Annotated in this window: 12 protein-coding genes; 9 read left to right on the top strand and 3 right to left on the bottom strand. The window is 47.9% G+C overall.

Annotated elements, in window-relative coordinates:
* Positions 1 to 181 precede the first annotated feature (181 nt).
* Entirely contained in the window at positions 182 to 1,081 is a 900-nt protein-coding gene (gene era, locus BWI93_RS00885) for a GTPase Era (RefSeq protein ID WP_094808294.1), read from the top strand.
* Between the two features lie 180 nt (positions 1,082 to 1,261).
* Complete coding sequence (gene der / locus BWI93_RS00890) at positions 1,262 to 2,569, top strand: ribosome biogenesis GTPase Der (RefSeq protein WP_094808295.1); 1,308 nt, start codon at positions 1,262 to 1,264, stop codon at positions 2,567 to 2,569.
* Positions 2,570 to 2,732: 163 nt separating this feature from the next.
* On the opposite strand, the gene guaB is transcribed toward der, so the two are convergent.
* Complete coding sequence (guaB, locus tag BWI93_RS00895) at positions 2,733 to 4,202, bottom strand: IMP dehydrogenase (RefSeq protein ID WP_094808296.1); 1,470 nt, start codon at positions 4,200 to 4,202, stop codon at positions 2,733 to 2,735.
* A gap of 201 nt (positions 4,203 to 4,403) precedes the next feature.
* On the opposite strand from guaB, the gene BWI93_RS00900 reads away from it, so the two are divergent.
* Positions 4,404 to 5,219 (top strand): 3'-5' exonuclease, encoded by an 816-nt coding sequence (locus BWI93_RS00900; protein ID WP_094808297.1) that lies wholly within the window; start codon positions 4,404 to 4,406, stop codon positions 5,217 to 5,219.
* Between the two features lie 81 nt (positions 5,220 to 5,300).
* Here BWI93_RS00900 and BWI93_RS00905 read toward each other — a convergent pair whose 3' ends face one another.
* The gene (locus tag BWI93_RS00905) at positions 5,301 to 6,572 is read right to left on the bottom strand and encodes a 4-hydroxy-3-methylbut-2-enyl diphosphate reductase (RefSeq protein ID WP_094808298.1); all 1,272 of its coding nucleotides are present in this window, start codon (positions 6,570 to 6,572) and stop codon (positions 5,301 to 5,303) included.
* 357 nt (positions 6,573 to 6,929) lie between these two features.
* Between BWI93_RS00905 and BWI93_RS00910 the strand changes: the two genes are divergently transcribed.
* Complete coding sequence (locus BWI93_RS00910) at positions 6,930 to 7,871, top strand: sugar phosphate isomerase/epimerase (RefSeq protein WP_094808299.1); 942 nt, start codon at positions 6,930 to 6,932, stop codon at positions 7,869 to 7,871.
* A gap of 45 nt (positions 7,872 to 7,916) precedes the next feature.
* Complete coding sequence (locus tag BWI93_RS00915) at positions 7,917 to 9,386, top strand: Gfo/Idh/MocA family protein (protein ID WP_094808300.1); 1,470 nt, start codon at positions 7,917 to 7,919, stop codon at positions 9,384 to 9,386.
* Positions 9,387 to 9,465: 79 nt separating this feature from the next.
* Here BWI93_RS00915 and BWI93_RS00920 read toward each other — a convergent pair whose 3' ends face one another.
* Positions 9,466 to 9,852 (bottom strand): hypothetical protein, encoded by a 387-nt coding sequence (locus tag BWI93_RS00920; protein WP_094808301.1) that lies wholly within the window; start codon positions 9,850 to 9,852, stop codon positions 9,466 to 9,468.
* 393 nt (positions 9,853 to 10,245) lie between these two features.
* On the opposite strand from BWI93_RS00920, the gene BWI93_RS00925 reads away from it, so the two are divergent.
* From BWI93_RS00925 to BWI93_RS00940, 4 genes are all read left to right on the top strand, one after another.
* Positions 10,246 to 11,613, top strand: coding sequence for an anthranilate synthase component I family protein (locus tag BWI93_RS00925; protein WP_094808305.1), 1,368 nt, complete (start codon positions 10,246 to 10,248; stop codon positions 11,611 to 11,613).
* 111 nt (positions 11,614 to 11,724) lie between these two features.
* Positions 11,725 to 12,294, top strand: coding sequence for an aminodeoxychorismate/anthranilate synthase component II (locus BWI93_RS00930; RefSeq protein WP_094808302.1), 570 nt, complete (start codon positions 11,725 to 11,727; stop codon positions 12,292 to 12,294).
* Positions 12,295 to 12,343: 49 nt separating this feature from the next.
* Positions 12,344 to 13,330, top strand: a complete 987-nt coding sequence (gene trpD / locus BWI93_RS00935; protein WP_094808303.1) for an anthranilate phosphoribosyltransferase — start codon at positions 12,344 to 12,346, stop codon at positions 13,328 to 13,330.
* 38 nt (positions 13,331 to 13,368) lie between these two features.
* On the top strand, positions 13,369 to 14,163 hold the full coding sequence (locus BWI93_RS00940; RefSeq protein WP_094808304.1) for a Rossmann-like and DUF2520 domain-containing protein: 795 nt from the start codon (positions 13,369 to 13,371) through the stop codon (positions 14,161 to 14,163).
* Positions 14,164 to 14,389 lie beyond the last annotated feature (226 nt).

The raw sequence follows: 14,389 nt of genomic DNA on the forward strand, positions 1-14,389 counted from the left end.
CAACGAGCTGCCAACTGCTCCATCCCGCGGTGTGTTATTGGACTGCAAATATACGGCACTTTCCGTTAAAATCAATACCTTTGCAAAAAAAACCGATTGGAGTACCCATTTATTTTTTCAGTTTAACTGATTATCAGTCGGCTAAGCTGAAAAATATTTTTTATAGTTTTGATTTTGTTGCATGGATAATCATAAAACGGGATACGTCAGCATTGTCGGGAAACCCAATGTGGGGAAGTCAACCCTGATGAATGCTCTGGTAGGCGAGCGGCTTTCGATCATAACGTCAAAAGCCCAAACGACCCGTCACCGGATCATGGGGATCGTCAATGGTGTACACGATGAGGTCCCTTTTCAATTGGTGTATTCAGATACCCCGGGGATCATCAAACCTCAGTATCAATTACACCAGTCGATGATGAATTTCGTTCGTGGCTCGCTGGAAGACGCGGATGTGATTCTTTTCGTGACGGATATTTTTGAGCAGTACGACGAAGATGATGTCATCGATAAACTAACGCGTATTCAGGATACGCCGGTTATTCTGTTGATCAATAAAGTGGATCTGGCAACGCAGGAGCAGGTCGAGGAAAAAATCGCCCATTGGCGGAACCGTTTCGCTACCCAGACCATTCTACCCATCTCTGCTTTGCATAAGACGGGCTTGGAGGAGTTGTTTAGCCTCATCATCAAGGCTATTCCAGTGCACCCGCCCTTCTTCGACAAAGAATCGCTGACGGATCGGCCTGAACGCTTTTTTGCGGCTGAAATCGTTCGCGAAAAGATTTTTCTGAATTACAAAAAAGAGATTCCCTATAGTACGGAAGTGGTGATTACTTCTTTCAAAGAAGAAGAAAACATCATCCGCATTCTGGCTGAAATCTACGTAGAGCGAAGCAGCCAGCGGGCTATTCTGCTGGGGCATAAGGGAGCTTCCATTAAGAAAGTGGGCATTGAATCCCGGCAGGAAATGGAAACCTTTTTTGGAAAACAAATTCACCTGGAAACCTACATTCGTGTGGAGTCCGACTGGCGAAGTAAAGCCAATAAGCTCCGCGAGTTTGGGTATATTCAAGAGTAATGGCTGCGAACGACTCCTTTTATACCGGAATCGTTGGGTGAACGAGGGTAGGCGGGAAACCGTTTGTCGTGAGCCGTTCGTGGAAACCATTGCTCCATCCGTAAACCGACGCAGCCGAGAAACGGCTGGTCTCTTAACGGAGTCTTAGCCTGTGAGAGGTGAAAGCTCCTAACACACATTATGTCAAATATTGTAGCCATTGTGGGGCGTCCCAATGTGGGAAAATCCACGCTTTTTAACCGCATCATTGAGCAGAAGAAAGCCATCATGGACAACGTCTCGGGGGTAACCCGCGACCGCCATTATGGATATGGTGATTGGACGGGTAAGTACTTTACCGTGATTGATACGGGCGGTTACGTGGTTGGTTCGGAAGATATTTTCGAGGAAGCCATTCGCGAACAGGTACAGATCGCCATGGACGAAGCTACCGTTGTCGTATTCGTGGTGGATTGTATTACGGGGTTGACGGGTCTGGATGAGGATTTTGCCAACGTCTTACGTCGCTCTAAAAAGCCCGTCGTACTGGTCGCCAATAAGGCCGATACAACGGAGAAGATGCATGCAGCGGCGGAATTTTATGCGTTAGGCTTAGGTGATCCGTATCCAATTTCAGCAGAAAATGGTAATAACACGGGTGACTTTATGGACGCCATTGTTTCTCACTTTGAGGACGAAGGCGTAGAAGATCCGGAAGCGGGTATTCCCCGGGTTGCCATTTTGGGTCGTCCGAACGTAGGAAAGTCATCGTTCCTGAATGCGATTCTGGGCCGGGAACGGAGTATTGTAACGGACATTGCTGGTACGACGCGTGATGCGATTCACACCCGTTATTCTTTGTACGGAAATGACTTCATCATTACGGACACAGCAGGGATGCGGCGGAAAGCTCGCGTCAACGACAATATTGAGTTCTACTCGACGCTACGGTCCATGCGTGCTCTGGATGAGTGCGACGTTGCTGTCATCATTCTGGATGCAGAACGGGGGCTGGAGGCTCAGGATATGAACATCATCGGGATGGCACACCGGGCGAAGAAGGGTATCGTACTGATGATCAATAAGTGGGATTTGATCGAAAAGGACTCGAAAACGGCTCCTGCCTGGGAAAAAGAACTTCGTCAGCGATTGGCTCCCATCGATTATGCTCCCATTGTCTTTACTTCGGTAGTGGATAAATTACGGATTTTCAAAGTCGTGGAGAAAGTGAAGGAAGTATACGAAGAGCGTCGCCGCCGGATTGCTACTTCACAACTGAACGACGTGATCCTACCCGAGATTGAAGCGTATCCGCCACCAGCAATCAATGGTAAATACGTGAAGATTAAGTATCTGACGCAGTTACCGACGCCAAGTCCGACGTTTGTACTCTTCTGTAATTATCCCCAGTATATCAAAGAGAGTTACGAACGCTTCCTGGAAAACAAATTCCGGGCTCACTTCGGCTTCGAGGGCGTACCGTTAACGATGTTCTTCCGGAAAAAATAAATGTAGTTGTTAGTTGATGGTTGGTTATTGTTAGAAGATTTACCTATAAACCACACCATTGATTTTTACTCAATTAGAAGAATAAAGAAAAAGGTCGCTCAACAGGCGACCTTTTTCTTTGGAACTAACGGTATTGGAACGGACTATCAGCCAACAACCAAATCTATTTCACACTATAGTTCGGAGCTTCTTTCGAGATCACTACATCGTGCGGGTGGCTTTCGCGAACACCAGCTGCCGTAATCTTCACGAATTTAGCTGCTTGTAGAGCTTCAATATCGCGGGAACCGCAGTAACCCATACCGGCTTTGAGTCCACCGACCATTTGGTACAGAATATCACCTACACGGCCTTTGTACGAAATACGACCTACGATACCTTCGGGTACCAGCTTCTTGATGTCATCTTCCGCGTCCTGGAAATAACGGTCTTTCGAGCCTTCTTCCATGGCTTCTACGGAACCCATACCACGGTAGCTCTTGAAACGGCGACCTTCGGCAATGATGATTTCACCCGGAGCCTCGTCCGTACCTGCCAGTAAGGAACCCATCATGATCGAGCTGGCTCCACCGGCAATGGCTTTTACAATATCACCGGAGTAACGAATCCCGCCATCGGCAATGATGGGAACACCCGTACCAGCTACGGCTTTCGCTGCTTCATATACGGCAGAAAGCTGAGGCATACCTACGCCCGCAATCACGCGAGTGGTACAGATCGATCCGGGGCCAACGCCTACCTTCACGGCATCTGCTCCGGCATCGGCCAGGGCTTTGGCACCTTCGCCAGTAGCCACGTTACCCACAATCACATCCAGATTGGGGAACGACGCTTTTACTGATTTCAACGCGTTGATTACACCCAGTGAATGACCGTGAGCCGTATCAATACTAATCACGTCTACACCTGCTTTGACCAGAGCGGCTACGCGATCCAGTAAATCGGGGGTTACGCCAACGGCCGCACCCACCCGCAGACGTCCACGGGAATCTTTGCAGGCATTGGGGTGATTTTTCTTCTTGAGAATATCCTTGTAAGTAATCAGCCCTACGAGTTTATTCGAGTCATCAACAATGGGAAGTTTTTCAATCCGGTGTTCCTGCAATACGGCTTCCGCTGCCTGCAGATCAATACCTTCACGAGCCGTGACGAGTTTATCCTTCGTCATGATCTCGGTAACGGGCTGGCTTAATTTGGTTTGGAAACGAATATCGCGATTAGTAAGAATACCGATCAGTTTACCTTCGGTATCAACGACGGGAATCCCGCCGATTTTATTTTCCCGCATCAGGCGGTGAGCATCCGCCAGCGTATCGCCTTCGGAAAGCGTTACCGGATCCAGGATCATTCCGGATTCAGAACGTTTCACCTTCCGCACTTCTTCCGCCTGACGATCAATGGACATGTTCTTGTGAATAATGCCAAGACCACCTTCCTGAGCCATCGCAATGGCCATTTCCGATTCAGTAACCGTGTCCATGGCAGCGGAAACTAAGGGAACGTTCAGGCGTATGTTTTTCGTGAGGTATGATTCGGTGCGAGTTTCGCGGGGGAGAACTTCCGAATAAGCGGGCAGCAGAAGCACATCATCGTAGGTAAGTGCTTCAAAAAGAAACTTGGAGGAGTCCAACATGGCAAATAACGGTGCTATTCTTATTTGCCGGACGAAGATACTATTTTTTTCGTGACTAGAAAAACTGCAAATTATTTAATACAAAATTAACAGACGTCCGGAGCTGACGTTTTCATTCTCAGGGATGTTCATAAAGGGGGCAAAAGTCTATATCCCGGGAAATTAATGTATTTTTGTATTTGTCAGTAATTGAGGAACACCGTGCAACATAGTCTGAAACTCCGTAAGCCGCTCGCTTTTTTTGATCTGGAAACCACCGGCATCAATCTGATACGGGATCGTATTGTAGAAATTTCCATTGCCAAAGCCATGCCTGATGGATCAGTACAGGTACGTACCGAAAAGGTCAATCCGGGCATGCCTATTCCGCTGGAGACGAGCCTGATTCACGGAATTTACGATGAAGATGTCGCGGATAAACCTCAATTCAAGCAACTGGCCAAATCACTGGCTCAATTTCTGGAAGGGTGTGACCTGGCGGGATTTAACTCCAATAAGTTCGATGTACCCATGCTGGTCGAAGAGTTTTTGCGGGTGGGTATTGATTTTGATACGAAAAACCGTCGCCTGATTGACGCTCAACGCATCTATCACATGATGGAACCGCGTAACCTGTCAGCAGCTTATAAGTTTTACTGTGGCAAGAAACTTGAACACGCTCACTCTGCCGAGGCAGATACACTGGCTACGCTGGAAGTACTCGATTGCATGATCAAACGCTACGAAGGGGTAGAAGTGGAAAAGAATAAAGACGAAACCTGGATTCCGGTCAAGAACGACATGGATGCTCTGCACGAGTTGACATCCGGACAATTCGTCGACTTCGCCCAGCGAATGAAGTATAACAATGAAGGCGTCGTCGTTTTCAACTTTGGTAAGCATACCGGCAAACCCGTACTCGAAGTATTTAAGCGGGAGCCCAGCTACTACGACTGGATGATGCAGGGTGACTTTACACTGGATACCAAACGAAAACTGACCGATATAAAACTGAAAAGCAGTACGTTAATGAAATAGTACCCACAAAAAAACGAGTCGAATAACCGGCTCGTTTTTTTGTACTCAGAAGGATAATCAAAATAGAGTACGATAAAAAATCTATGCAAATGCTTCCATGGCTGCATCGATCGTCCGGGCTTCCGGAAAAAAGGAAAGCAGCCGCAACAGAATATCTTCTACTACCTTATCCGGACACGAAGCTCCGCAGGTGAGCATAATCGTAACCGGCGAATGCATCGGTAAATAATTTTCAGAAACTTTCTCCGTTTTTTCGTGCAGATCGTAATGACGAATGAGCGTCTTATTTAGAAGCTTCGCTGCATTTTCAATAAAATACGTCGGTAGCTTTTGCTCGCACAATTCCACCAGGTGCGAGGTATTCGAGGAGTTATATCCCCCTGCAACTACGCACAGATCAGCCTGCTCTGCCAGTAAGCCATAGGTAGCCGACTGGTTATCATTCGTTGCGTAACAAAGGGTATCTCGTGTATCGGCAAAGTGAGCCGTCGCCTCACCACCCGGATACGTTTCAATCATCACCTGTCGCAGATAATCGGCAATGGCCTGCGTATCGGAAGCCAGCATAGTCGTCTGATTCACTACACCAATGCGTTGTAAGTCGCGACGAACATCAAATCCTTCCGAGTACTGATCCTTAAATTCTTCGTAAAAAAGCTCGGCTGGTTTTTGCTGACGAATGTACAAAGCCAGTTGCTCCGCTTCCTTCATATCCTTTACCACAACCGTTGGAGCATTCTGACGAGCGTGCGAAAACGTAGCCCGTGTTTCTTCGTGGGCTGGTTTCCCGTGAATGACTACCGTATAATCGCTTTGTCCGATGGAGGAAGCCCGCTTCCAGACTTTCTCCACAAAAGGACAGGTCGTATCGTATTGTTCGGTCTGAATACCAATCGCGGCAAGTTTTGCCTGAATCTCCAGCGTAGTACCAAAGGCCGGGATGATCACAATATCGTCAGCGGTAAGCGATTCCCAGGGAATCAGCTGCCGACCGGATGTATCCATGATAAATTGAACGCCTTGACTCTGTAAGTCCCGGTTCACTTCCGGGTTATGAATCATTTCGCTCAGGAGATAAATATGCTTGGAAGGATAGTTCGCGATAATCTGGTACGCCGTTTCTACGGCATTTTCAACGCCATAGCAGAATCCAAAGTGACGGGCAATAAGAAACCGCACCGGGCCGAAATCGATCAGCGTCGGTGTGAAGTCTTTCTTCATCTTATCCTGTTTGCGACGGAATTCCTTAATCGCACCAATGATAGGACTCTTAAATGTATCGGGGATTTGAAACGACTTCATTTTCTTGAATTTCGTTGCCCGTGGCGGCAGCGTACTAGCGGTACTGCTCATTTCTCTAGTAAGAACAAGTTTGTGAATAAACAGTTTTCAGAACTTGCTTTATGTTTTGATAAAACCTCCTAAAGACTGTAAAAATTCCTTTTCCCGGATAAATACAAAATGATCCAAGAATCTGAAAATGAATATTTTATACCTAGATTCAGCCTTCAAAAATAAGTATAATTTGATTGGTTCGGCGGGCTTGCGAAACGGAAATTTAGAAATTCGGAGGAGAATGGGCCAACGCAAGCTTTCAGACGCAATCCAGTGGTCGGCATTTCTTTCCGTTTTATCGCCAACGCATTACAATTCCGGAAAACTTCTTTATTTTTCATCCCGAATAAGCCGTTTGCTCTAAACCTTTTCTATATGCATCAAAACCGACGTTCCTTCTTACGGAACCTGGGCTTCGCAGCTGTAGCTACTACTGCCGCTTCCTCAACGATGGATGCGTGGGCCGAAACGGCGGCCAAAAAGCCCTTCTTTGAAATCTCCCTGGCGGAGTGGTCCCTGCACCGGGCCTTACGCTCTAAAAAAATGACCAATCTTGATTTTCCGGTCATGGCCAAAAAGGAGTTTGGCATCAGCATCGTCGAATACGTCAATCAGTTTTTTATGGATAAAGCCAATGACACCGCTTATCTAAAGGAATTACTGCAACGTTGTAAAGACAATGGGGTAAAGAACCACCTGATCATGTGCGATGGCGAAGGAAACCTGGGTGATAAAGACGCTGCCAAACGCAAAAAGGCCGTCGAAAATCACTACAAGTGGGTGGACGCCGCCAAGTTTCTGGGCTGTAAGACCATTCGGGTAAACGCCGCGGGTGAAGGTACGGCCGAAGAGGTGAAGAAAAACGCTATTGAAGGGTTACACCAACTCAGCGAGTTTGCTGCTAAAACGGGGATTAATGTCATTGTGGAAAACCACGGCGGGTACTCTTCCAACGGTCAGTGGCTGAGCGACGTCATGAAGGGTGTAAACCTGAAAAATTGTGGTACCCTTCCAGACTTCGGTAACTTCTGCATGAAACACAAGGCGGGCAATTACTTCGAATGCGAAGAAGAGTACGACCGATACAAGGGTACGGAAGAACTCATGCCCTTTGCCAAAGGCGTATCCGCGAAAGTCTACAATTTTGACGAAAAAGGAGATTGCGTGGAGACGGATTACAGTCGAATCATGAACATCGTAAAAAAATCGGGCTTCCGGGGTATTGTCGGCATTGAGTACGAAGGCGATAAACTTTCGGAAGAAGAGGGCATTCGCAAGTCGAAAGTTCTGCTCGAAAAGTGGTCTACATTAGCTTAACTTTTAAACAGTTTTGGGTCCTGGACCTTACGCAGTACACATACTATGGAAAAAAAATCTCCCTCTCGCCGCGAGTTTCTCAAAAAGGGAGCCCTGTCGGCAGCCGCATTTTACATTGTTCCCCGGCACGTGCTGGGAAAAGGATTTATCGCTCCTTCGGATAAACTGAATCTGGCTTCCATTGGAGCAGGTGGTAAAGGAGCCAGTGATATCTGGAATGCTTACAACAATGGGGCTGAAAACGTAGTAGCTCTTTGCGATGTAGACTGGAATGTAGCTGCTCAGTCCGTAAAACGCTTCCCGAATGCCAAACGATACCAGAATTACCGGGAAATGCTGGACAAAGAAGGCAAGAACATTGATGCCATTACCATCTCAACGCCCGATAACACCCACGCCGTAATTGCTATGGCTGCCATGCAGGCGGGGAAACACGTCTACGTGCAGAAGCCCTTGTCGCACGATATTTACGAAGCCCGTATGATGACCGAAGCGGCTCGTAAGTACAAAATCGTGTCGCAGATGGGTAATCAGGGTGCTTCCAGCGTGGGTAGCTGGCAGATGGTCAACTGGTTTAACGCCGGTTTGATCGGTACGGTGAATGAAGTACACATCTGGACGAATCGTCCGGTATGGCCGCAAGGTATTCCGGTACCTACGGGCAAGCACGAGATGCCCGAGGGTTTGGCCTGGGATCAGTTTATTGGTCCGGCTCAGTACGTAGATTACACGCCAGCGTATCACCCCTTCAAGTGGCGGGGCTGGTGGAACTTCGGTACCGGAGCACTGGGCGATATGGGTTGCCACTTGATTGACCCGGCTTTCCGGGTACTGGGTCTGGGTTATCCGACGGAAGTGGAATGTTCGGCGGGTGCTGTATTTACGAAGGACTGGACGCCGGAATACATTCCCGAAGGTTGCCCTCCCTCAAGCTCCGTACAGCTGAAATTCCCCGAAACGAAGAAGAATAAATCAGCAGTAACCATGTACTGGTCGGATGGTGGTATTCGTGCCTTCCACCCGGATCTGATCCCTGCCGATGAGCCCCTGGGGGATGCCGACAGTGCGAATGGTGTAATCCTGATGGGTTCAAAAGGAATTATGACCTGCGGAACCTACGGACATGCACCGAAGCTCTATTTCAATAAAAAGAAGATGAGCGAGCAGGATCTGGCCAAGTACAAGTGGACGGAAACGGAAATCCAGAAAATGCCCGAAAGTGGTCACCAGACTTCCTGGGTACGGGCCTGTAAAGAAGGATTTGGCTCGGAAACCCACAAGAAGTTAACGTCTTCGTTTGACTACTCGGGTCCGCTGACGGAAACGGTACTGATGGGTAACCTGGCTATTCGTAGCTACAACGTTCGCAAGCCGAACGCCGATGGTAAAGGTTTCGCTTATCCCGGTCGTAAGAAATTACTTTGGGATGGACCATCCATGCGAATTACCAACTTCGAAGATGCCAACCAGTTCGTAAAACGCGAGTACCGCTCCGGCTGGTCACTGGGATCGTAATCTATGTAAAGTGATAGAATGAGTGAAGGATAACAGGTATGAAGCTGATTCGTACCCGCTATCCTTCACTCATTTCTTATTATTTCACCGGCGTACCCTGTTGGAAGGTAATCTCCGAGGCCAGGCCTACGGAAGAAAACCGGATCGCTACGGAAGCCGCCTCTGATCGTTTCGTAATGTCTTCACAATGCGGGCCTGCTTCGAGGAAGTACACGTAGTACTCCTCATTGCGGTCCGCAATTTGATTAATATCGGGTTTACCGAAAATTTCCACGAAATCATTGGAAGTAGTGCCTTTCAGGATTTGCCGGATTTTTTTGAAATCCGGTACTAAGGTTTGCCGTACACCCTGACAGCCGCCTTTGTCGGCTTTCCACTTATCTACCGGGAATCCCTGTAGGTCGGGCTTAGGTTTACAGGCTGTGAGCAATAGCAAAAAGCAGGAAAAAAAGAGGAGACTACGCATATAAATCGGTGTTGTAAAAATCAAAATTCAGCTTGCTGGCCGGAACTACAAAAAAAATGTCCATACTTTAGCCAAACTCTGAAATAGTTTTTAAGTTTGTCGAAATTAATACATCTGACTATGAACGTTTCATTCGCGAAAGCTTGGTGGTGGCAACTGGGATCTCTCCGTTGAACAGCCTCTTTTTGCGTCATGTAAGCGAATCAATAAGCACAAGCCACAACGCCCGCTGTTCAGCCGAACAGTGCGTTGTGCGTTTAAATCCCTTAGTAACCTTCACACGGAGGTAGTTTAGCTGGTAAAGCGGCGGTCTGCCCACCCGTGCGAATAACGAATCAACGTACTGTGAAAAACTTTTCAATTACGACCCATCACCGCCGCTTACTGGCCGATATGCTGACGCCCGTGAGTGCCTATCAACGCTTACGGCGTCAGTTTCCGAACACCGTTTTGCTGGAAAGTGCCGATTACCACGCCATGCAGAACAGTATGAGTTTTATTGGCTGCGATCCCGTCGCCAGCTTTATCCTGGACGAAGACGTTGTAACGCAAAAATTTCCTGACGGTACTACCGAGCAGTTTACCCTCGAACGCCGGAAAGACGCCGTAGCTGCTCTGCGGAATTTTGCGGGTTGTTTCGAAGAAAAAAACGCGGGGTTTCCCTTTCCAACGGGCGGACTCTTTGGCCACATGACCTATGATTCGGTGGAATATTTCGAAGACATCGAAATTCAGCCCAAAAGTCCCGAGTCAGCCATTCCGCAGATTGTCTACTATGTCTATCGGTACGTCATCGTGTTCAATCACTTTAAAAACGAAGTGTACCTCTTTGAACACCAGTACGGCGATACGCAAAACAAGAATACGGAAGGCTTAAGCCAACTGGAGTTTCTGATTCAGACGCCTAAAACGTCTTCCGGGAAGTTTAAGCTGGAAGGCGAAGAGGAAACCAATCGGACGGATGAGGAAATGCGGGAAGTCGTCAACAAATGCATTGGCCATTGCTTACGCGGCGATGTGTTTCAGATTGTACCGTCCCGCCGTTTTTCGCGTACGTTTGAAGGCGACGATTTTCAGGTATACCGGGCTCTGCGTTCCATCAATCCTTCGCCGTATCTATTTTACTTCGACTTCGGCACGTACCATATTTTCGGCTCTTCGCCCGAAAAACAGATTTTCATCAAAAACGGACTGGCCGAAATACACCCTATCGCGGGTACCTTCCGTCGGACAGGCGATGATGAACGCGACGCTGAACTGGCCCGTGAGTTACTGGCCGATCCGAAGGAATCCGCCGAACACGTGATGCTGGTGGATTTAGCCCGAAACGATTTAAGTCGGAGCAGTGATTCCGTACAGGTAGAAACATTCAAGGAGGTGCAATACTATAGTCACGTCATTCACCTGGTTTCGAAAGTGGTGGGTAAGATGACGGCGGGTACCAATCCCCTGCAACTGGTAGCGGATACTTTTCCAGCGGGTACGCTGTCCGGTGCTCCCAAGCACAACGCCATGACGATCATTAACCGTTACGAAACGACCAACCGGAGTATCTACGGGGGAGCCATTGGTCATTTGAACTTCAATGGAGATTTCAACCACGCCATCGCCATTCGTACCTTCCTTAGTAAAAACAATACGCTGTTTTATCAGGCCGGTATGGGCGTCGTAGCGAAGTCGAACGTAGAGAGCGAATTACAGGAAATTCACAGCAAACTAGCCGCCTTACGCAAAGCCATGGAAATGGCGGAAGAGTTATGAGTTTAGCGTTTTGGGTGTAGCGTGAAGGGAACGCTAATCGGGCCAAATGCTTATAAAACCAACGGATTGTTGATGAACTAACAACAATCAACCAACAACGAACAACAAAAAATGCCTTACAAAATATTAGTACTCGATAATTACGATTCGTTCGTGTACAACCTGGTGTATCTATTAAAGGAAATGGGTCACGAGGTGGATGTCTTTCGCAATGATAAGATTACCCTCGAAGAAGTAGCCCAATACGATAAGATCCTGTTGTCGCCTGGTCCGGGTATTCCTGAGGAAGCGGGGATTATGCTGGATTTGATTCGGGAATACGCACCCACCAAATCCATCTTTGGCGTTTGTCTGGGCCATCAGGCCATCGGCGAAGCCTTTGGAGCGAAATTGCATAACATGGGCGATGTTCTGCACGGCGTAACGACCAAGTGCGTCATTACCGATACTACCGAGAAGTTATTCCAGGGTTTGCCCGAATCCATTGAAGTATGTCGGTACCATTCCTGGACGGTAGTACCCGAGTCTATGCCCGAAGAATTGAAAGTAACTGCCGTTGATGAAAATGGCTTTGTACTGGCCGAGGCTCATACAACATACGATGTTCGTGGCGTGCAGTTTCACCCCGAAGCGTATCTGACTGAATATGGAAAAGAAATGTTGAGTAACTGGTTGAAATAAATCATTCACTCCGTTTTCCTTCTATATATATATAAGCCAAAACTTACGCATGAAAGAGCTTCTTTCCCACTTGTTAAACCAACAAGCCCTAACTACCGAACAGGCCTATCAGGCTCTGCTCTCCATTGGTCAGGGTGAAGTAAATCCTTCCCAAACGGCTGCTTTTCTAACGGCCTATGCGATAAAAGGACTCAGCGTTCCTGAACTCAATGGATTCCGGCAGGCCATGCTGGAGCTTTGCGTTGCCGTCGATTTCCGGGAATTCGAACCCATGGACGTATGCGGTACGGGTGGCGATGGAAAAAACACCTTCAATATTTCCACGACTTCAGCTTTTGTGGTCGCCGGGGCAGGGCAGACGGTTGCCAAACACGGTAATCACGGCGTTTCGTCTTCGGTCGGTTCTTCTACAGTGATTGAGCGATTGGGGTATCAGTTTACGAACGATTATGATCACTTGCGACGGCAACTCGAATCGGCGGGTATTTGCTACCTGCATGCTCCCTTGTTTCACCCGGCCATGAAGCACGTAGGGAATGTCCGTCGGGAGCTTGGATTCAAAACTTTCTTTAATTTATTAGGACCCTTGATGAATCCGGCTTTTGTACAGCGACAGCTATCGGGCGTGTACAATCCCGATGTAGCCGAATTGTATGCGGGGGTATTGCGATCTGCGGGCGTACGATTTGCAATCGTACATGCCTACGATGGGTACGATGAAGTATCGCTTACGGGAAATTTTCTGTTAATGAATAACCATGAAACCCGGCAGGTGAGTCCCGAAGAAATGGGATTGAGCCAATGGTCGCAGGAAAGTCTGGCGGGTGGAAACAATTTGCAGGAATCCGCCGACCTCCTGGTTCGCATTCTAGAGAATCGCGGAACGCCCGCCCAAACGCAGGTCGTACTGGCCAATGCGGCGACTGCTTTGTACGCCGCTCAGGATATTTCACTGGAGGAAGCCTTGGATCGGGCTAAGGAGTCGCTGGAAAGTGGACGGGCGTATCAGTCCCTGAAAACCTTACTAAGTGCTTAGGCAATACCAACGCTTTTCTAACCTATATATATACACCTATGAAAATCGCACTGATTGGAGCCGGAAACGTAGCTCATCATCTTGCGGTAGAATTAGAGGGGGCCGGACACGACATCATCACCGTCTATAGTCGAAAGTTGCCGAACGCTGAGGCACTGAGCGACCGACTATCCATAGCCGTAGCAACGAACGAACTAAACTTTGCCGAAAGCGAAGCCGAACTCTTCTTACTCACAACGAGTGACGACGCTCTGGAAAAGATCATCCCACAGATCGTATGGCCGGAGGAGGCGTTGGTGGTACATACAGCCGGAGCAAAATCATTAACCGTTTTGCAAAACTTGCTGCGGGTACACAGCGATGTTCCCTTACGCACGGGCGTTTTCTATCCCCTGCAAAGTATTAATAAGAAGATACCGCTGAACTGGAAGGAAGTGCCCATCTGTATTGAGGGAGCGGATGAGGAAATTGAACACCAGTTGATCGAAATCGCCCGAACCATTAGTGATGAAGTATACCTGGTCAATTCCGAAGAGCGACTACAGTTACATTTGGCGGCCGTATTAGCGAATAACTTTCCCAATCATCTCTGGGCTCTCACCAAAGACTTACTAGCCGAGCATAATCTGGACTTCGAATTAATGAAGCCTATTCTAAAGGAAACTCTGCGTAAAGCATTGGACGCAGATCATCCAGCTGAAGTTCAAACCGGTCCCGCCCGAAGAGGTGATCAAACTACGATGGCTCGCCATCTACAGTTATTGGAAGATCAACCCGAGTTAGCCCGTATCTACCAAACCATCTCGGAAAGCATTATGCGATGGTATTTATAGGTATTGCGAAAGAAAGAATAGATTAAGCTGAGGAGTGACCGTATAAAGGTGAAGGAAGTGGAGCAAGTGCCAAAGAAGTGGGCAGTAGTATGGTTTTAGGGGGTAAAAGGAGGTAACTGAGGGGCTGTAAAAAAGTTTTGAGAATTTTACAGCATTAAGTCACTGTAAATCAGCAGGTCTCTAAAAAGGCCAATAAATATTTTCAAAGTAGGCTTGACAAGGGGGA

Source organism: Siphonobacter sp. BAB-5385 (genome assembly GCF_002261125.1).
In the GTDB taxonomy this organism is placed as follows: Bacteria; Bacteroidota; Bacteroidia; order Cytophagales; family Spirosomataceae; genus Siphonobacter.

Excerpts from the sequence above, each read along its gene's own strand:
- BWI93_RS00910 (WP_094808299.1), top strand. The coding sequence starts at position 6,930 with ATGCATCAAAACCGACGTTCCTTCTTACGGAACCTGGGCTTCGCAGCT.
- guaB (WP_094808296.1), bottom strand. The coding sequence starts at position 4,202 with ATGTTGGACTCCTCCAAGTTTCTTTTTGAAGCACTTACCTACGATGAT.
- BWI93_RS00920 (WP_094808301.1), bottom strand. The coding sequence starts at position 9,852 with ATGCGTAGTCTCCTCTTTTTTTCCTGCTTTTTGCTATTGCTCACAGCC.
- der (WP_094808295.1), top strand. The coding sequence starts at position 1,262 with ATGTCAAATATTGTAGCCATTGTGGGGCGTCCCAATGTGGGAAAATCC.
- BWI93_RS00925 (WP_094808305.1), top strand. The coding sequence starts at position 10,246 with ATGCTGACGCCCGTGAGTGCCTATCAACGCTTACGGCGTCAGTTTCCG.
- BWI93_RS00915 (WP_094808300.1), top strand. The coding sequence starts at position 7,917 with ATGGAAAAAAAATCTCCCTCTCGCCGCGAGTTTCTCAAAAAGGGAGCC.
- BWI93_RS00940 (WP_094808304.1), top strand. The coding sequence starts at position 13,369 with ATGAAAATCGCACTGATTGGAGCCGGAAACGTAGCTCATCATCTTGCG.
- trpD (WP_094808303.1), top strand. The coding sequence starts at position 12,344 with ATGAAAGAGCTTCTTTCCCACTTGTTAAACCAACAAGCCCTAACTACC.
- BWI93_RS00905 (WP_094808298.1), bottom strand. The coding sequence starts at position 6,572 with ATGAGCAGTACCGCTAGTACGCTGCCGCCACGGGCAACGAAATTCAAG.
- era (WP_094808294.1), top strand. The coding sequence starts at position 182 with ATGGATAATCATAAAACGGGATACGTCAGCATTGTCGGGAAACCCAAT.
- BWI93_RS00930 (WP_094808302.1), top strand. The coding sequence starts at position 11,725 with ATGCCTTACAAAATATTAGTACTCGATAATTACGATTCGTTCGTGTAC.